Origin of the sequence: Pseudomonas sp. FW300-N2F2, assembly GCF_017351655.1 — a bacterium.
Taxonomy (GTDB): domain Bacteria; phylum Pseudomonadota; class Gammaproteobacteria; order Pseudomonadales; family Pseudomonadaceae; genus Aquipseudomonas; species Aquipseudomonas fluorescens_AA.
Genome location: NZ_JACNDQ010000001.1, coordinates 1858574 through 1877039 on the forward strand (window position 1 = coordinate 1858574; position 18466 = coordinate 1877039).

An 18466-nucleotide genomic window follows, 5' to 3' on the forward strand; every position below is an offset into this window, starting at 1 on the left:
CCTGGATACGTATGGGATCGCAACTACTCAGGTCTGTCTTCAAGATAGCAGGTTCGCTTCGACCCGTTCCGGCCATCAACCATGACGACCGTGCGTGAAAGGGGCTGGGAACCTGTGTAGGGAATCCGTCCGGATGGATCACGCGCTCACGACGAGGCGCTGGGATGAATGCCAACGGCGCGCCAGGCGGCCTCGGCCAACTGCTGCCGGTAGTCTTCAGGGCTGCGTTTGACGCGGGCCGAGAGCCAGGCGCGGCAGTAGCTCTCCGCCGAACCGATGATCAGTGACGGGATCAGTTCGAAAGGCAGGTCCTGCAAATCCTGCTGGTGGGCCGGGTCGCTGAACCATTTCTTGAGCTCGGCGTTCCTGGCCAGATTCGCCTCGGCGAGCCGTTCGTTGAAGCTGCTGCGCGCGACCGCAAAGCGCGCCTGGTACTGGAACCGCGCCCAGTCGGGTTGGCTGACCACCCAATCGACGTAGCTGAACACCAGGGCATGCACCCACTCCTGGGTCGAGGTGACAGCGCCAAGGTAGCTGTCCCGCAGCCGCGCCTGATCGTCCAGGGCGGTCATGTACAACGCCGCGACCAAGCCTTCCTTGTTTTCGAAATGGTGATAGATGGCCCCCACGCTCATCTGGCTTTCGGCACGGATGATATCGATGGTGGTCGCTTCTATGCCCTGTTGGTTGAACAGCGCCAGGGCACATCGGAGGATGTGCCGCTTGGACTCGGCACGACGCCCTGGGTAGCAGCGCTCGAGGAGATCGACAGGTTCCATTTTTCGGCCCAGGCAAAAAGTGGCCATGGTAATTGAAACGAAGGTTCGGCACGAGCGATTGACAGGGTGGACATTTACAGAATATTGTTCTGTAACAGAGCAATATTCTGTAAGAGAGTAATGCTCTGTTCATGACTCCAGCCCACCTGACCAGAGATACCCATGAGCCAGACTCTCAGCATGTACCAAAGCGTTGGTCCGTCCGCGTTCAGCAATATGGCCTGCCAGATGGCACCGTACTTCGGCACCATCAACCCGGAGATTTCGCTGTTGGCCCCCGGCCGCAGTGAGGTGAAGGTGCCGTTCCGCAAGGAAATCACCAATCACTTGGCCTCCGTTCATGCGATCGCGTTGTGCAACGCGGCAGAACTGGCGGGCGGCATGATGACCGAGGTGTCCATCCCTGGCGGGGCTCGTTGGATTCCCAAAGGCATGACCGTCGAGTACCTAGCCAAGGCCAAGACGTCCATCCACGCCATTGCCGACGGTAGCGACATCGACTGGCAGACCTCGGGGGACAAGATTGTCCCGGTCGAGATCTTCGACGAGGGCGGCGTGAAAGTCTTCACGGCACGCATCACCATGAATGTAAAACTCGGTTAGGTCGCCTGGCCCATCAGGCATCGACCGTTTCCGCCAGAGGCGCCATCAGCCACTGGCGGAAACGGCTGATGCTTGAGGCAAGGCTAAAGATCAAGGACCAGATCAGAAGTGGGTTTGCTGCAGCACAGCAAGCGCAGGCCTTTGTCGATTTCCCGCTGCCTGATACCGCCGTTGTGATGCATGTCCACCGTGCCCTGGAGCAGGGCCGTCTTGCAGGTGCCACAAATACCCTGGCTGCAGGAGGAGGGCACGATCGCGCCGGCTTTCCTGGCGGCAGACAGCACGGTCTGATGGCCCGGCATGCTGAACGTCTTGCCTGACCGCGACAGGGTCACGGTGAAGACGTCCTGTTGATTGAGCGAAGCCGCCTGCTCGATCAACGGTTCTTCATTCAGTGCGGCAATGTCGAAGCTTTCCTGGTGGTAGTGGGCGAAATCGAATGCCGCTTCCCTGAGCAGCGACTTGACCGCTTCCATGTAACCCTGGGGGCCGCAGGTAAAGATTTCCCGCTCCTGGTAGTCCGGCACGTGCTGGCTCAGCAACGACAAGTCGAGCCGGCCTATCGGTTGCTGCCATTGAGCGGTGTCACCAAGACCTTCGCAAACACTGATGACCCGCAACCCCGGCATGGCGGCCTGCATGCGCGTCAGTTCCCCGTGGAAGATGATGTCGGTGGGCGTGCGGGCGCTGTGCACGAAAACGATGTCGAGGTTGCCGGCCATGTCGCACGCGGCCCGGGTCATCGACATCAGGGGCGTTACGCCGGAACCGGCGGACAGGTACAACAACTTGGTCGCCGGATGGCCGACCGGTGTGAAGCTGCCCGCCGGGCCGCAGGCCTTTAGGTTGTCGCCGGGCTTGAGGTTGTCATGCAGCCAGTTCGACACCGCGCCCCCCGGTACGCGCTTGACGGTAATGGAAAACGCAAACGGCCGGGTCGGGGAGGACGACAGGGTGTAGCAGCGGGCAATGGTCTGCCCGCCAATGACCGGTGAGATCGTGATGAATTGACCGGGCTCGAAGCTCAGGGCGCTGAAGTCCGCACAGCGAAAAATAAAGGTTTTGACGTCATGGGTTTCCTGGCGCACAGCGCAGCATTGCAGGGTTTTCTGTTCACCGCTGTGCCATTGCGCGCCGAACGTGCCCCAGGTGGCCGGGTCGGTAAAACGCTGGACCACGCTGGCATATCCAGGGCGCGTCAGGTTTTCGTAAGTCGTCATGTTCATTCCTCACACGCCATGGGCGGCCAGACGCGCCGCGTACCAGCGAGAGAACTGGTCGACATAGGTTTCGGTGAAGGCCGAGAACGGCCCGGGCGTGTAGGCAGGATCCTGGGTACCGCTGTGGGTGATGCCGACGAGGCTGGCGTCCTGCAGGTTGGTCGCGACCCAGACTTCGGTCAGCTTATCCACCTGGTAATCGACGCCTTCGACGGCATCGGCATGGACCAGCCACTTGGTGCGCACCAGGGTTTTATCGGGCGCCAGCGGGATGATGTAGGAGACCACGGCATGGTCGCTCATGATGTGGGTCCACGAGTTGTGCGTCCAAAGATGCACGTCGCCCAAGTCGCGGCGCGTGAGCCCGCCAAACAGCCGGGTGCACGCCACGCGGGTGTCCAGGGTCTGGGATTCGCCGTTGCCGGCAATGGCCAGGCGCTGCGAGCGGAACTGGGTCACGGCGTCTTCACCCAGGTGTTCGACGGCATCGCAGATATAACCTTCGTGCTCCCAGTTGGCCTTGGTCTCGGCATTGCGGCGGTGATACTCCGCCAGCGCCTGAAGTGAATCTTCCCCCAGCCCGTCGGTGCAGAAACCGAAATCTTCGGGCAGGAAAGAGGCGGTCAGTTCCGGGTGGGTGGCGGCGCAGTGATAACACTCGCGGTTATTTTCGATCACCAGTTTCCAATTGCCGTTCTCGATGATTTCCGATTCGTGGGCGATCTTGGAATGGGCGAGGTCATATTGGGCGAAACGCGGTGTCATGACCTGGTCAAGGTACAGGATGTCTTCTGGTGGTTCGTCGCCCAGGCAGACGAAGACATGGGTGCCGACGACCCGAGTGTGTACCGGGATCAGGCTTTTGCATTTAGGGTCGAAGTCCTGGCCCATGTGTGCCGCATGTTTCAGGCTGCCATCCAGGTCGTAGCTCCACTGGTGATAGGGGCAGACCAGCATGCCCACCGTTGACTTGCCAGCCTGTTTCAAGCGCGCCCCGCGGTGCCGGCAAACGTTGCGAAACGCCTGCACATGCTCATCATCGTCGCGCACCAGGAGGATGGAGGATTTGCCGATATTGAGGGTGGAGACATCACCGGGTTCGGGGACGTCGCTGGCGACCCCCACCAGAATCCAATGCTGGGTGAAGAAGATATCGACATCGGTTTCAAAAATATCCTGGCGACCGAACAAACCGCCCGGCATACCATGACCGGGCGTGCGGTCGGTCAGAAGTTCACGATGGGTCTTCACGGTATTAATTGTCATTATGGGTCTCGCTCAAACGCAAAATTGATCAGGCGGCGAGTACAGTTTGGAAAGGTGGGATAAGACCGTCAACGCGCTTTATTTTCACGCTCGCATAACTTTGCGTTATGCGTAAAAGTGGTCTTTAACCTCTATTTAATCAATGGCTTAGATGGCTGTCATCGCGCAGCCAATCGATCAGTGCCTGGGTGATGGGCTCAAGTTTTCGACCGCTCGGAATAACCAGGTAATAAGCGTCTTTTGGCTTGACCACGTAGGGCGTAATCCTGATCAGTTCACCACTGTTGAGCCGGTGCGCGATCAGCCGACTCCACCCCAGCGCAATGCCGTGGCCTTGAATAGCCGCCTCGATTGCATCGTTATAGGAACTGCAGCGAAAGGAATAGTTGAGCTTGGGGCGCATATCGCCCAGTTCCCGGCACCAACGGTTCCAGGTCATCCAGCCCTCCAGGGTGGAGTCCGAATCAATCAGCGCCGTGTCCAGGAAATCGGTAACGGATGAAGGGGCTGCGTTGGCGGTAAGCCAGGCCGGCGCGCAAATGGGAAAGACTTCTTCATCGAACAGGAAAACCGAACTGCCATCCTCCCATTTTCCATTGCCGAAACGGATGGCCAGGTCGACGTCATCGCGGTATGAACTGGGCGAGACTTGTTGCGTCAGCAAGCGTAACTTCAACTTCGGTTGCAGGGTGCGCAGTGCAATCAACCGGGGGAGTATTCTCAAGTGAGAAAACGCTTCCGTGCAGGCGATGGTGATCTCCTGCTCACCAATGCCCTCGGCAATTTTGTCGAAGACACTGGCCATGCGTTGAATGGACTCCGCGACGACCAGATGCAGGACATAGCCTTCGTGCGTCAGTTTGATCGACCGATGAAGGCGATGGAACAGCTTGGTCTCCAGGGTATCTTCCAATAACCGGATCTGCTTGCTGACGGCGGCCTGCGTCACGCCCAGCTCTTGGGCGGCCAGGGTGAAACTGGCCAGCCGCGCCACGGCTTCGAACTCCAGCAACGCCGTCATCGACGGTATCAACCGCCGATAGCCCTTGACCTTCTTATCGATATCGCTGGGTTGCATAGGTATGTTCCAACGCCGTGCCGGGTGACTCACGCCACCGAAGATTCTCTTGCGGGTTCAGCAAGCACAGGGTGCGACAGGTTGTGCCCCAACAGTGCCCGGTACAGTTCACCGTCGCCCAATATGCCCAGGACGATACCGGCCTCGTTCCGTACGATCAGGGGATGGCCCGTTTCGTAGCGAATCTGCAGGGCGTCGCGCATGGTGGTGATCGGCGGCACGCAAGTCGGTTGTCGCGCCAAGGTGTCGATTCGCTCGGTCGAATTCCATGATTGGACGTGTGCAGTGGTGACGCCTTTTCGAACGCTGCTCAGATGACGCTGCGGGTTCACCACCATCCACAGGTTTTGAGCCGTATCCAGGCAATATTCGTCGCGGACAAAGACGCACTGCTCCAGTGGGCTCATCAAGCTTTTCGCGCACAGCACATTCAACGGGTTGGTGTGGGCGACGAAGTTGCGCACATAGTCATCCGCCGGGTTCAACACGATCTCTTCCGGCTTGCTGTATTGGATGATCTTGCCGTCTTTCATGATGGCGATCCGCGTGCCCAGCTTCAGGGCTTCGTCCAGGTCATGGCTGACGAAGACGATGGTCTTGTGCAGCTTGCGCTGCAGATCGAGCAACTCATCCTGCAGTCCTTGGCGAATCAGCGGGTCGAGGGCCGAGAACGGTTCATCCATCAGCAGGATGTCGGCGTCCATCGCCAGGGCGCGGGCCAGGCCGACCCGTTGTTGCATGCCGCCGGACAGTTCGTCAGGCTTCTTGTTGCGCCACTGGGTCAGGCCCACCAGCTCGAGCTTCTCATCCACCAGCTTGCGGCATTCCTTTTCCGGGCGGCCCTGCATTTCCAGGCCGAAGCTGATGTTCTCGCGCACCGTCAGCCAAGGCATCAGGGCGAATTTCTGGAACACCATGGCGATGCGCTGGGTGCGCATCATCTTCAGTTCGGCGGGGGTGCAGGAGGCGATGTCGATCTGCCGGCCCTCGTGTTCGACGAACAGCTTGCCGCGACTGACGGTGTTCAGCCCGTTGATGCAGCGCAGCAGGCTGGATTTGCCGGAGCCGGACAGGCCCATGAGCACGCAGATCTCCCCTTTGTTGATCTCCAGGTTGGCTTTCTCCACACCGACGATCAAACCGGTTTTCTGAAAAATCTCCGGCCGCGAAAAGCCTTGGTCGAGCAGATCCAGGGCGGGCTTCGGACGGGCAGAGAAGATGACGTCGACGTCTTCAAAACGGATGATGCTCATACGTCACCTCTTTTCACGGTTTCCCGTTGTTTGCAGATTCGGTCGAGGATGATGGCCAGCAGCACGATCGCCAGGCCGGCTTCGAAGCCCATGGCGATATCGGCGGTGTTCAGTGCATTGACCACGGGTTTGCCCAGGCCATCGGCACCCACCAGCGCGGCGATCACCACCATCGACAACGACAGCATGATGCATTGGGTGATACCGGCCGCGATGCTGGGCATCGCATGGGGCAGTTCGATCCGCGACAGGAGTTGGCGACGGGAACAGCCGAAGGCTTTGCCGGCGTCCATCAGTTCGTCCGGAACGTCGCGGATGCCCAGGTAGGTCAGGCGGATGGGCGCGGCAATCGCGAACACCACCGTGGAGATCAGGCCTGGTACCACACCCAGACCGAAAAGGGTCAGGGTAGGAATGAGGTAGACGAAGGTCGGTACGGTCTGCATCAGATCGAGCACCGGACGCATCAAGGTGTAGAACATCGGCTTGTGCGCGGCGACAATGCCCAGCGGTACGCCGATGATCACGCACACGAGTGTGGCGAACGTCACCTGGGCCAGGGTTTCCATGGTTTCCTGCCAGTAGCCGAGGTTGAATATCAGCAAGAATGAAAAGGCGACGAAAAGTGTCAGGCTGACCTTGCGTTGGATGTAATAAGCGAGGAACGCAAATATCGCGATCAAAGCCAGGGGGTTGAACCACAGAAGGGCGTGCGTCAGCGCAGTGATGGTCCCGGACAACGCCAGGGATATAGCGTCGAATACGTCTGCGCCATGCTGCGTCAACCAATCGACATACCGGGCAATGATCTCGCCCAAGGGAAGTTTCTCTTGTGTAATCCACATATCACTAATCCGGCTGATGGAAGAAATGACTCGCGAACGCAACCACCCGGGCACAGGCGTGTACGGCTGATCCAATCGCACGGCGGGGTTGAAGTTCTGTTATCGCTGGGCGATGCGTTACCTGGCGGGGGCTAGGTTCTGTCCTGGCTGGAGCATCGATGACCTCGCTTCAAATGGTTGATATCTGTGGCCCAAGCGTTCGGGCAGCACAGAGCGCCTGCGCGCTGAACTCGCGTTGGCAGTTATCTGGATTTGGGCAGTGGGTGACATGATGAAGGGTATGACGAAGGCAGGCGTTCCGGCATTCTTTGGCCGGATGACGAAGTTCTTTCAGCGGCGTTCAGCAAAGAAATCATAATGGCGGCTCGTTGTTGTTGTTTTAGAGTCCTTGCCTCTTGGAGATACAACCAGGCGCGCCTCACGGACATGTTGTTTCATGCCTGGGCCCGGCTTGTTTGATGGGAGCGGTGGTTGGATCTCCATGAGGCTGGACTTTAAGTGCTCGAGACGGTCAAGTCAACAAAATGTACTCATGTGTACATTAAAGGATCATCAGGGTACATTTCTATCACGTATTTGAAGAAGGAGGCGCACGATGCCGCAGGTAGGGAAGGCCCGTAGCAAGGCCCAGGACGCAGGCTGGCGCGGCTCGCCGGAGGGCTGGCTGGAAGCGGCCTATGTGGCCCTGAAAGAGTCGGGCATCGATGCGGTCCGGGTCATGCCACTGGCCAAGCGCCTGGGTTTGTCACGCACCAGCTTCTACTGGTTTTTCGAGGACCGTGAGCAACTGCTGGCTGCTTTGCTGTCGCGTTGGCGGGAGACCAACACGGGGGGGCTGATCCGGCAAAGTGAAAGCTATGCCGAAAGCATTTCCGAGGCGATCCTGAATGTGTTCGAGTGCTGGCTCAACCCGCAATTGTTCGACTCGCAATTCGAGTTCGCCGTGCGCAGTTGGGCGCTTCAGTCTGCTGAAGTGGCCCAAGAGGTGGCGGTGGTGGACGAGCAGCGCATGAACGCCCTGGCGAACATGTTCAAGCGCTTTGGCTACGACAGCCAGGGGGCTGATGCGCGGGCCCGAACGATCTATCTGACGCAGATCGGCTACATCACCATGAACACGACAGAGTTGATCACCGTGCGCTTCCAGCGCATCCCGCATTACGTGAGCATCTTCACCGGCAAAGTCCCCAAGCAGCGTGAGCTGGATCGTTTCTACGGGAAGTTCGGTTATGCCGAAAAAGAGCCCGGGGTCTTTGTGCCCCTGACCGACACGTTCGAAGGTCACGGCGATGATCAATGAGACCCTTGGGATCATTGGCGGTACCGGTTGGTTGGGCGGCGCGATTGCCAAGGCAGTCCTGGCGAAGGAGCTGGTGCCGGCGGGCAACCTGATCATTTCCAATCGCTCGGGCAATCATCCGTTGGCTCAACAAGGTGCTTGCCTGGTCACGGACAACCAGGACCTGGTGGATCGCAGCGCCGTGGTGATCATTGCGGTTCGTCCCGAGCATTTCGCCAGCCTGGGCATCAATGCGGCGGGTAAGACGGTGATCTCCCTGATGGCCGGGATCACCGCGCAGGCGATTGCTGCGCAGACTTCGGCTTCAGCGGTCGTGCGGGCGATGCCCAACGCGGCGGTGGAAATCGGACAGTCCTTTACGCCTTGGTATGGTTTTAGCGCGATAGCGCCGACGACGAAAAGCCTCGTGCAGCAGTTGTTCGAGTGCGTGGGCACCGCGGCTGAGGTCGAGAAAGAAGATTTCATCGATTACCTTTCCGCGCTCTCGGGCACTGGCCCGGCCTTTCCGGCCTTGTTGATGACGGCGCTGGCCCATCAGGCGATGCTGGCCGGCATACCTGGCGACATCGCACAGTTGGCGGCGAAAAGTGTCGTGGTCAACAGCAGCCAGTTGCTGGCGAGTCGTGACGCCCAGCAGATGATTGATGCCTTGGTGGCTTACCGGGGTGTCACGGCCGCCGCCTTGCAGGTGATGAACCGGGGGGATTTCGAAGTACAGGTGGGCAGGGCGTTGCAGGCGGGTGCTGCGGTTGCGCGCAAGGGGCTTGAGGCCTGATAAAAGTCCGGGGTACGAAAACGGCGCCTTCCAGTCTTGGGAGAAGCGCCGTTTTTCCTTGAGCGAGCCCTGTGGCGGCTCAAGTAGTGGGTTGACCGTTACTTGCTTGGATGGGCCGCCTGAAGTTTCTTGGCTTCATCCAGGTGGTGTTGCAGGTCCGGCAGCATCTTCTGGGCGAACGCCTTGAGTTCGGTGTTGCCGGCTTTCTTGTCGTCGGTCACGGTATTGGCTTCTTTCTTGAACAGGGCGATGGTTTCTTCGTGGGCCTTGACCTGGTTGTTGGCGAAGGCCGCATCAAAGGACTCATCGCGTACCTCGAGAATCTTCGCCTTGGCTTTCTTCATCAAGGTGGTGTCGTCGGGCACTTCGATGTCATGTTTTTTCGCCAGCGTCTTCAGCTCTTCGTTGGCCTTGGTGTGGTCGGTGATCATCTTGTTGGCGAACGCCTTGATGTCCGCCGATTGGCTTTTTTCCAAGGCCAGTTTGCTGGTTTCGATTTCCGCGATGCCACCGACCGCCGCCTCGTCGACGAAGTCGTTGGAAGTCGCGGCCCAGGCCATGCCCATGCTGGTGCTCAGGGCGACTGCCAGGCCAAGTTGACGCAGGATGAATTTGTCCATAAGTGAGTCTCCATACAGGTTGAACGAGCGATTCTTGTCGTCTCTGATCAATGGAGGGTTGTGCCCGGGCAAAGGTTTGATCGCCAAGCGATCCGGTACGACGAACGGTCACCGCTGGTCGGATTGGCGGTCGACAGAACCCCGTTCAAGAGGCCATCCTGATAATCGACGGGCGTTGAAAGGACGCCTGCCACCGATCCATCAAAGGAGGTGTTCCATGCCGGTGTCTCACGATTTGTGCCAGGATCTCAACTACACAAAAGATCAAATCCAGCAAAAACGCAGCGAGAATCCAAGGCTCGACTCGTTACTTCAACAATACTCCCAACTTGATGCCAAGGTGGTCGATGCCGAGAAGCCGTCCTCCGCCGCGCTGCCCGCCGACGTTTTGGAGACGCTCAAGAAGAAGCGATTGCTGATCAAGGACGAGATCGTGGATCACATGCAGAGCGAGCCATAGAACCCGACCCTTCAAGGGCTTTTGTGTCCAGAGAGTGCTCCCGCTGGGTTGCGACTGTAGGAACTGCCGAGTGCAACGAGGCTGCGATCTTCCACTGGCGATTGAGTCGCAAGAGAAAGATCGCCGGCTTCGCCAGCGCCTGAAAAGCGGGAGCAATCCCAGGCCATGTCAGGTCCTCACTCCAGGCAAGTCTTGCTTGAGCAGTTGTCAGGTCAATGGATCCCAGCGCTGCGACCAGTCGCTGCCGGTCTTGACGATCTCTCGCAGCACTTCGAATGCCTGCTGCAACGCCGCTGAGTCCCGATCGCGGGAATAGACCAGGTAAGTCGGGTAATTGAATTCCGGTGCCTTGGGCACCCGTTCCAGGATTCCACTGTCCAGGTAGCTCTGCACGACTCGCGTGCGGAAGTAACCGCTGCCGCCGTTTTCCAGGATGTATTGCAGGGCCAGGGGGCCGAGGTTGAAGGTCACGGCGGCCTTGGCCTTGTCTGGCAGCGCGGTGTCGTGTTGGCGCCGGAAGTCTGCGCTCCAGTCGATGTACACGTAGGGTTCGGGACGGGCGGCCAGGCGCACCAGGATTAGTTTTTCTTCCAGCAGTTGTTCTACCTGCAGGCGCGGCCAGTATTCGGGCTGATAGACCACCGCCGCATCCAGCAGGCCCAGTTCCAACTGTTGCAGCAGCTTCTCGCCGTCGCGGATGTCCATGCGCAGGGCGTGACCGGGGATCTTCTGGCGCAGTGCTCCGGCCCAGGCGAGCATCAAGGGGTTGCACAGGCTGACCTCGCCTCCCAGGTGCAGGACGTTGCGATAACCCTCGGGCAGCGGCAGGTCCCGGCGGGCCGCTTCCCAGGTTTGCACCAGTTGATTGGCGTAGACCACAAAGGCCTCGCCGTCGGCGGTCAAGCGCGCGCCGGCACGGTTGCGCACGAACAGCGCGCAGCCGAGCTGGCTTTCGAGCTTCTGGACCCGGGCGGTGATCGCCGTCTGGGTCACGTGCAGCTTTTCGGCGGCTGCGGCGAGGCTGCCGTGGCGGACGATTTCCAGAAAAGTGCGGGCGAGGTCGATGTCCATGTTCAGGCCGATGCGGGGGAAGCGGGCATTGTAAGAGCTGCCGCGTCTCGCCGGTACCGGACATTATTGGACGGCTTGGACCTGTGCCGTTCGCGCCCAAGGGGCGACCAGGCGTTCTGGCGTGCGGCAGGCCTTGTGCTTGAAGACGAAACCACGGCACTTATCGGCGAAGCCGTGGCGATTGTCCACCATGTCATGTCGCATCTGCGCGAGCTCACCATCGCGGCACGCCTGGATCGCTGACAGGCTTCGCTCGGCCTTGCGAACCCGGATGCTTTCATAGTTCGGATCGAGCAGCGCACTGTTGGCTCGTTGCAGCAGCCACAGGCCGAACTCGTCGGGGCAGCGTGGTCCGATCTCCTGGACCATGCCGTAGCGCAACGCCTGGAGGGCGCTGATCGGCAGGCAGTCCCGGGTGAGTTTCCAGGCCATGTCCGGACCGACCGCGCGGGGCAGGCTGTAGGTCCAGTATTCAGAGCCGTACAGGCCCATGGTCGCGTAATGGGGGTTGAGCACAATGTCACGGCGCGCCAGCACGATATCGGCGGCCATGGCCAGCATCACACCGCCGGCCCCGGCGTTCCCCGTCAGGCCGCTGACCACCAGTTGCCGGGCGCTGAACAACTCCAGGCAAACATCGTCGATGGCTTGTATGTTGGCCCAGGCTTCCAGGCCCGGTTCGGCGGCGGCCTGGATCACGTTCAGGTGTACGCCGTTGGAAAAGCTGCCGCGCCCACCACGGATCAACAGCACCTGGGTGTCCCGGGACTTGGCCCAGCGCAATGCCGCCACCAGGCGCTGGCATTGCTCAGTGCTCATCGCGCCGTTATAGAACTCGAACGTCAGCTCCCCGACATGGCCGCATTCGCGGTAACGAATGGGTTGATAGGGTTCGTCGCTGAACGGCTGCCGGCCCAGGGAACTGTCGAGCACCGGGATACCTTCGAGGCGGTTCGACAGTACATGGCGCGCCGGGCGCTTGAAGGTCTGTTCGCCGGGTTGCGGTTTGCGGCGCAGTGCGCCGATCCACAGGCTGGCATCCCCTGTCGCCACCAGCACCGCATCGTCACGCATGGCCAATAGCTCGCCGGGCAGGCCGCGGCGAACGTCCGGATGGGCGTCGTACAGGTAAAACTGTTCGCCGGCCAGGCTTGCGAGCACACCGGGCTGACCGTCCGCGGCGTCGATGCAACGCTTGATGAAACCGCTGCTGTCGTGCCAGCTGAAGCTGCGATCGTCCTGGGTCATGTTCGGTTGCAGGCGCCCGATCACGTCATGGCGGCCATAGTCCAGTGGCACCGGGACGAAACCGTCATGGTATTTTTCCACGACCTCGCGGATGCAACGAATGGCCGCGTCGCTGACTGGACCGTTATACAGCTCCGATTTACGCAGGCCTTTGGGCAGGTCGAATTCCCACGTGGCCCACACGGGCCCGGCATCCATTTCCTCCACCGCCTGCAATGCGGTGACACCCCAGCGTTCGGGCTGCCGGGTGATCGCCCAGTCCAGGGCACTGGCACCGCGATCGCCGACAATCCCTGGATGAATGATCACCACCGGGCGCCGTGGGTTGCGCCACAACTGCTCGGGTACGCGGTCCTTGAGAAACGGACAGATCACCAGGTCGGCGCCGCTTTCTTCGATTTGCCGGCAGACCGAGACGGCATCGGTGAACAGCACCACGCTGGGGCGATAACCGGCCTCGCGCAGGTCCAGCCAGGCGCGTTGGGTCAAGCCGTTGAATGCGCTGGACAGCAGAACGATCTTCAGTGGGGGCATAGGTCTCTCTTCCTTGAGATGAGCAGGCACAGGCTCCCGATGAGCCGTCCCTGGCCTTGATGGAAGCGCTACGTTAGCGGTTGGAGGACGCGCGGGAACTGACAGGGGTCAAGGTTGTGTGCGGTGGGAAATCAAGGAGGGGCAAAAACACGAATCCCGCCATGGGGGCGGGATTCGTTGGCAATCAAAAGGCTCGCGAGGAGGGCGAACTCATTCTCAGGCTGGGAACAGCTCGGACAGTTTCATGGCCAGCATCATGTCGCCTTCGGCGCGCAGTTTGCCGCCCATGAACGCTTGCATGCCGTCGGTGCTGCCGTCGACGATGCCTTGCAGGGTTTCGCCGTCCATCACCAGGGTCACCTGGGCGTCCGGGTTTTCACCTTCCTGCAGTTCGCAGGTGCTGTCCTTGACGATCAGCGAGAAATGCTTGGATTCATCGATGCGGAAACCGAATACCAGGTCCAGGCCGGCTGCGGCGGCTGGGTTGAACTTGGCTTTCATGGCTTGTACGGCGTCGGCTACGGTGGTCATGGTTTCGATCCTTATTTGGGTGGTACAGCAAGGGTCTACAGTAATCCGGACTCAGCGAAAGGTGATGAGGTCCGGGGCCTTCAACAGTTGCAGGTGGGCATGGCTGTTGAAGGAAGCCAGGGCCACCTCGCGGCCCCTGAATTTCAGGTGGTTGAGCGAGGTGTTGACGATTTGCCAGTTCAGTTCGAAGGCCTGTCGGGCCGGTATCCGGGTGATCAGGTGGAGCAGGGCGGTGATGGTGCCGCCGGAGGTGAACACGGCGATCTTGTGGGTGTTGTCGGCTTGCTCCAGGATGCGCTGCAGGCCCGCCTGGACCCGCTCGACGAAACCCAGCCAGCTTTCGAGACCGGGCGGGTCATACTGGCCGCTCAGCCAGCGCTCGACGATCAGCACGAAGATACGCTGGAATTCGGCGCGGTTCTGCGCGGCGTTGCGCAGGATATGCAACGCCTCGGGTTCCTGGGGGAGCATGTCCGGCAACAGGGCGCGAATGACCGCATCGGCATCGAACTCGTTGAACGCCGGGTCGATTTCCAATTCGGGGACCGGCATGCCGGCGGCGGACATCTGGCCCAGCGCACCGACGGCGGTATCCTGTTGGCGCCGCAGGTCACCCGAGAGGCAGCGGTCGAATACGACACCGAGCTCGGCGAGGTGGTCGCCGAGCACTTGCGCCTGGCGTACGCCATTGGGCGAGAGGACATCGTAGTCGTCCGCACCAAAGGAGGCCTGGCCATGTCGAATCAGATAGATACTGCCCACGTCCGCGTCATCCCGGTACGTTGAAGGTTTGGCGAGGTTATGGGGATGGCGGTGAGCTGTCAATGAAAAAACATACGCTTGTTTGAAATGCCCGTTGCAGCCTTGCCCTGCCTGGCTCGCGTCAAGGTAACCATAGGTTTCTTGGCTGGTCGCGACGCAGGCGCATGGGTATGCTGGGACTGTCACGCGCCTGCGTTCAGTGGCGCATTGCATTTAAGGAGTTGCTGTGGAGTTTTTCATCGAGTATGCCGGTTTCCTGGCCAAGACCGTGACGCTGGTGATCGCCATCCTGGTGGTGCTGGCCAGTTTTGCTGCGCTGCGCAGCAAGGGGCGGCGCAAGTCGGCCGGCCAGTTGCAGGTGAGCAAACTCAACGATTTCTACAAGGGGTTGCGCGAGCGCCTGGAACAGACGTTGCTGGACAAGGATCAGCTCAAGGCCTTGCGCAAGGCCGAAGGCAAGGCAGAAAAGGCCGGGAAGAAAAGCAAGGACAAGCCGGCGGCCAAGCCCCGGGTGTTCGTGCTGGACTTCGACGGTGACATCAAGGCCTCGGCCACCGAGAGCCTGCGTCATGAAATCACCGCGCTGCTGACCCTGGCAACGCCGAAGGATGAAGTGGTGCTGCGCCTGGAAAGTGGCGGCGGCATGGTCCACAGCTACGGCCTGGCCTCGTCGCAACTGGCGCGGATCCGTCAGGCCGGCGTGCCGCTGACCGTCTGCATCGACAAGGTGGCGGCCAGCGGCGGCTACATGATGGCGTGCATCGGCGAGAAGATCATCAGCGCTCCCTTCGCGATCCTGGGCTCCATCGGCGTCGTCGCGCAATTGCCCAACGTCAACCGTCTGCTGAAGAAACATGACATCGATTTCGAAGTGTTGACGGCCGGCGAATACAAACGCACGTTGACGGTGTTCGGTGAAAATACCGAGAAGGGCCGGGAGAAGTTCCAGGAAGACCTGGACATCACCCATGAACTGTTCAAGAACTTCGTGTCCAACTATCGCCCGCAACTGGCCATCGATGAAGTGGCGACGGGTGAAGTCTGGCTGGGTGTCGCGGCGCTGGGCAAGCATCTGGTGGACGAGCTGAAAACCAGCGACGAGTACCTGGCCGAACGGGCCAAGGGTGCCGAGCTGTACCACCTGCACTACGCCGAACGCAAAAGCCTGCAGGAACGCATTGGCATGGCGGCCAGCGGTTCGGTGGATCGCGTGCTGCTCAGTTGGTGGAGCCGCCTGACCCAGCAGCGGTTCTGGTAATTGCAGGAATAATGCCTACCCCCTGTGGGAGCGAGCTTGCTCGCGATAGCGGCGGCACATCCAACATGGATGCAAGCTGACCGCTATCGCGAGCAAGCTCGCTCCCACAGGGGGTCTGAGGCGGGCTGAAGCTTTGGGTTCACCGCTACCCCTTTGTGGGAGTGAGGTGGATTCAAGGCCCCGAAAATAAAAAAGCCCTGAACCGGCACACCCGGATCAGGGCTTTTTTCATGGGGCTGTTTCAGCGACGACGGAACAGTGGCAGCGGCTCGTCAGTGGCAGCCTGGTAGGTCACTGAGAAGTCCTTGAGGCTTTCGAGGGCCTCAAAGGGGTCTTTGTCGGCGCGCAAGGCAAAGGCGTCGAAACCGCAGCGGCGCATGTAGAACAGCTGGTCGCGCAGCACGTCGCCAATCGCCCGCAATTCACCCTTGAAACCATAGCGGTCACGCAGCAGGCGGGCGTTGGAGTAGCTGCGCCCGTCGGTGAAGGCCGGGAAGTTCAGGGCGATGACCTGCAACTGGTTGGCGTCTTCGCCGATTTCTTCCGCTTCCTCGTCGGCGTCCAGCCACACACCCAGGCCGCCGTCGCGGGCCTTGAGGGCATGGGCATGATCGCGCCACAGGGCCAGTGGCACGATCAGGTCGTCGCAGTTGGAGATGCCATCGAGGGTCGCGTCCTTGGGCAACAGGTGCCAGGTTTCGTCGATGACCTCGTTGTTCTTAATGATTCGCTGCATAGACGCGTTCCTTGAAGAGGTCGATGCCAATACGTTGGTAAGTGTCGATGAAGCGCTCGTCCGCAGTACGTTGTTCGATGTACACGTCGATCAGCTTCTCGATCACGTCAGGCATGTCATCCTGGGCAAACGACGGGCCGAGGATCTTGCCCAGGCTGGCGTCGCGGCTGCCGCTGCCGCCCAGGGAGACCTGGTAGAACTCTTCGCCTTTCTTGTCCACGCCCAGGATGCCGATGTGGCCGACGTGGTGGTGACCACAGGCGTTCATGCAGCCGGAAATGTTCAAGTCCAGCTCGCCGATGTCGAACAGGTAGTCCAGGTCATCGAAACGACGCTGGATCGATTCGGCGATAGGGATCGACTTGGCGTTGGCCAGGGAGCAGAAGTCGCCGCCCGGGCAGCAGATCATGTCGGTCAGCAGGCCGATGTTCGGGGTGGCGAAACCTTGTTCGCGCAGCTCGCCCCACAGGGTGAACAATTGGCTCTGTTCAACGTCCGCCAGGATGATGTTCTGCTCGTGGGAGGTGCGCAGCTGGCCGAAGCTGTAGCGCTCGGCCAGGTCGGCCACGGCGTCCAGTTGCTTGTCGGTGATGTCGCCCGGTGCGACGCCGGTGGGTTTCAGGGACAGGGTCACCGCGACATAACCCGGCTTCTTGTGGGCCAGGGTGTTGCGGGTGCGCCAGCGGGCGAAGCCCGGGTGTTCCTTGTCGAGGGCTGCCAGCTCGGCGTCCTGATTGCTCAGGGCCTTGTAGTCTGGATCGACGAAATGCTTGGCCACACGGTGGACTTCGGCTTCGGTCAGGGTGGTCTGGCCGCCACGCAGGTGAGCCATCTCGGCTTCGACCTTCTCGGCGAACACTTCAGGCGTCAGGGCCTTGACCAGGATCTTGATCCGCGCCTTGTACTTGTTGTCACGACGGCCGTAGCGGTTGTACACCCGCAGGATGGCGTCGAGGTAGCTCAGCAGGTCCTGCCACGGCAGGAACTCGTTGATGAACGCGCCGACCACCGGGGTACGCCCCAGGCCGCCGCCCACGAGCACACGGAAGCCCAGTTCGCCGGCTGCGTTGTAGACCGTCTCCAGGCCGATGTCGTGGACTTCGATAGCCGCACGGTCCGAACTCGAGCCGTTGATGGCGATCTTGAACTTGCGCGGCAGGTAGGCGAATTCCGGGTGGAACGTCGTCCACTGGCGAACGATTTCGCACCATGGCCGCGGGTCGATCAACTCGTCGGCCGCGACACCGGCGAACTGGTCGGTGGTGACGTTGCGCAGGCAGTTGCCGCTGGTCTGGATCGCGTGCATTTGCACGGTGGCCAGCTCGGCCAGGATTTCGGGCACATCTTCCAGGGCCGGCCAGTTGTACTGGACGTTCTGCCGGGTACTGATGTGGGCATAGCCCTTGTCATAGTCCCGGGCAATTTGCGCCAGCTTGCGCACCTGGCGCGAAGTCAGCTGGCCATAAGGCACAGCCACGCGCAGCATCGGGGCGAAGCGCTGGATATACAGGCCATTCTGCAAGCGCAGAGGGCGGAATTCTTCTTCGCTCAGCTCGCCTGCCAGATAGCGTCGGGTCTGATCACGGAACTGCTTGACGCGGTCCTCGATGATTCGCTGATCGTACTCGTCATATACGTACATATAAGTCTCGGTCTCAGGCTTGGGCCGATCAGAAACAGCTGCATGTTGGCTCGCTGGAATCGGGTTCTGCCTCGGCAATTCTGCGCGCACGGCCGCGCACTCCTAGAGGAGCCGGTGCAAGATACCTGTTTTGAGTTATGCGCAAAAGTGATGTTTGAATATATGTAAAGAACCAAATCGACTAATGAGATTGATTATTGCCTAACCCACATTTGTCGTATGGGCAATCATCGTCTTAACTGTGGTCGAGTCCCTATGCAATCACCTACAAAACCGACAAGAGGCGATGCAATGAGCAATCCGACCAAAGCAAGGAAAAGCGACAGTACTGTTGATGCCTGGGCCATTTTGTTCCTGATTATCCTGGTGGTGGGCACCGCAGTGTTCTGGGTCAGTCACCAATAAACGGTTATCCCTGGCGATAAAAAACCTGTGGGAGCGAGCTTGCTCGCGATAGCGGTGGTTCAGTCGGATTAGATGTCGAC

At 60.1% G+C, this 18466-nt stretch carries 18 protein-coding genes; 5 read left to right on the forward strand and 13 right to left on the reverse strand.

Going from position 1 to position 18466, the window contains the following annotated elements; all coding sequences use genetic code 11:
- Positions 1–146: 146 nt before the first annotated feature.
- Complete coding sequence (locus J4E63_RS08415) at positions 147–779, reverse strand: TetR/AcrR family transcriptional regulator (protein ID WP_207281635.1); 633 nt, start codon at positions 777–779, stop codon at positions 147–149.
- 162 nt (positions 780–941) lie between these two features.
- Here J4E63_RS08415 and J4E63_RS08420 point away from each other — a divergent pair, with 162 nt between their 5' ends.
- Complete coding sequence (locus J4E63_RS08420) at positions 942–1382, forward strand: hotdog fold domain-containing protein (protein ID WP_060738133.1); 441 nt, start codon at positions 942–944, stop codon at positions 1380–1382.
- A gap of 83 nt (positions 1383–1465) precedes the next feature.
- Here J4E63_RS08420 and J4E63_RS08425 read toward each other — a convergent pair whose 3' ends face one another.
- From J4E63_RS08425 to choW, 5 genes are all read right to left on the reverse strand, one after another.
- Positions 1466–2602, reverse strand: coding sequence for a hybrid-cluster NAD(P)-dependent oxidoreductase (locus tag J4E63_RS08425; RefSeq protein WP_207281636.1), 1137 nt, complete (start codon positions 2600–2602; stop codon positions 1466–1468).
- A gap of 9 nt (positions 2603–2611) precedes the next feature.
- Positions 2612–3868, reverse strand: a complete 1257-nt coding sequence (locus tag J4E63_RS08430) for an SRPBCC family protein (protein WP_207281637.1) — start codon at positions 3866–3868, stop codon at positions 2612–2614.
- A 139-nt stretch (positions 3869–4007) separates the two neighbouring features.
- Positions 4008–4946, reverse strand: a complete 939-nt coding sequence (locus J4E63_RS08435) for a LysR substrate-binding domain-containing protein (protein WP_207281638.1) — start codon at positions 4944–4946, stop codon at positions 4008–4010.
- A gap of 29 nt (positions 4947–4975) precedes the next feature.
- Positions 4976–6199, reverse strand: coding sequence for a choline ABC transporter ATP-binding protein (gene choV / locus J4E63_RS08440; protein WP_207281639.1), 1224 nt, complete (start codon positions 6197–6199; stop codon positions 4976–4978).
- Positions 6196–7044: a choline ABC transporter permease subunit gene (choW, locus tag J4E63_RS08445; protein WP_207281640.1), complete on the reverse strand. Its 849-nt coding sequence runs from the start codon at positions 7042–7044 to the stop codon at positions 6196–6198. The genes choV and choW overlap by 4 nt, the downstream gene beginning before the upstream one ends.
- 595 nt (positions 7045–7639) lie before the next feature.
- Between choW and J4E63_RS08450 the strand changes: the two genes are divergently transcribed.
- Together J4E63_RS08450 and J4E63_RS08455 are read left to right on the forward strand one after the other, a co-directional pair.
- Positions 7640–8344 (forward strand): TetR/AcrR family transcriptional regulator, encoded by a 705-nt coding sequence (locus J4E63_RS08450; RefSeq protein ID WP_060738128.1) that lies wholly within the window; start codon positions 7640–7642, stop codon positions 8342–8344.
- Positions 8334–9119: a pyrroline-5-carboxylate reductase gene (locus tag J4E63_RS08455; protein WP_207281641.1), complete on the forward strand. Its 786-nt coding sequence runs from the start codon at positions 8334–8336 to the stop codon at positions 9117–9119. Before J4E63_RS08450 ends, J4E63_RS08455 begins: the two co-directional genes overlap by 11 nt.
- A gap of 98 nt (positions 9120–9217) precedes the next feature.
- Here J4E63_RS08455 and J4E63_RS08460 read toward each other — a convergent pair whose 3' ends face one another.
- On the reverse strand, positions 9218–9739 hold the full coding sequence (locus tag J4E63_RS08460; protein ID WP_060738126.1) for a DUF4142 domain-containing protein: 522 nt from the start codon (positions 9737–9739) through the stop codon (positions 9218–9220).
- A gap of 217 nt (positions 9740–9956) precedes the next feature.
- On the opposite strand from J4E63_RS08460, the gene J4E63_RS08465 reads away from it, so the two are divergent.
- Positions 9957–10199 (forward strand): YdcH family protein, encoded by a 243-nt coding sequence (locus J4E63_RS08465; protein ID WP_060738125.1) that lies wholly within the window; start codon positions 9957–9959, stop codon positions 10197–10199.
- 207 nt (positions 10200–10406) lie between these two features.
- Here the strand turns inward: J4E63_RS08465 and J4E63_RS08470 are convergent, their stop codons facing one another.
- The 4 genes from J4E63_RS08470 to J4E63_RS08485 form a co-directional block, all read right to left on the reverse strand.
- Complete coding sequence (locus tag J4E63_RS08470) at positions 10407–11270, reverse strand: LysR family transcriptional regulator (protein WP_103309493.1); 864 nt, start codon at positions 11268–11270, stop codon at positions 10407–10409.
- A gap of 63 nt (positions 11271–11333) precedes the next feature.
- On the reverse strand, positions 11334–13052 hold the full coding sequence (locus J4E63_RS08475) for a hydrogenase maturation protein (RefSeq protein ID WP_207281642.1): 1719 nt from the start codon (positions 13050–13052) through the stop codon (positions 11334–11336).
- Positions 13053–13268: 216 nt separating this feature from the next.
- Entirely contained in the window at positions 13269–13583 is a 315-nt protein-coding gene (locus J4E63_RS08480) for an SCP2 sterol-binding domain-containing protein (RefSeq protein ID WP_207281643.1), read from the reverse strand.
- Positions 13584–13634: 51 nt separating this feature from the next.
- A complete protein-coding gene (locus tag J4E63_RS08485; RefSeq protein ID WP_192263233.1) occupies positions 13635–14345 on the reverse strand; it encodes a histidine phosphatase family protein in 711 nt (236 codons plus the stop codon).
- A 226-nt stretch (positions 14346–14571) separates the two neighbouring features.
- On the opposite strand from J4E63_RS08485, the gene sohB reads away from it, so the two are divergent.
- Complete coding sequence (gene sohB / locus J4E63_RS08490; protein ID WP_207281644.1) at positions 14572–15603, forward strand: protease SohB; 1032 nt, start codon at positions 14572–14574, stop codon at positions 15601–15603.
- Between the two features lie 241 nt (positions 15604–15844).
- Here the strand turns inward: sohB and J4E63_RS08495 are convergent, their stop codons facing one another.
- Together J4E63_RS08495 and J4E63_RS08500 are read right to left on the reverse strand one after the other, a co-directional pair.
- Positions 15845–16339, reverse strand: a complete 495-nt coding sequence (locus J4E63_RS08495) for a DUF934 domain-containing protein (protein WP_063322008.1) — start codon at positions 16337–16339, stop codon at positions 15845–15847.
- A complete protein-coding gene (locus J4E63_RS08500; RefSeq protein WP_060738120.1) occupies positions 16323–17981 on the reverse strand; it encodes a nitrite/sulfite reductase in 1659 nt (552 codons plus the stop codon). The genes J4E63_RS08495 and J4E63_RS08500 overlap by 17 nt, the downstream gene beginning before the upstream one ends.
- Between the last annotated feature and the right edge of the window lie 485 nt (positions 17982–18466).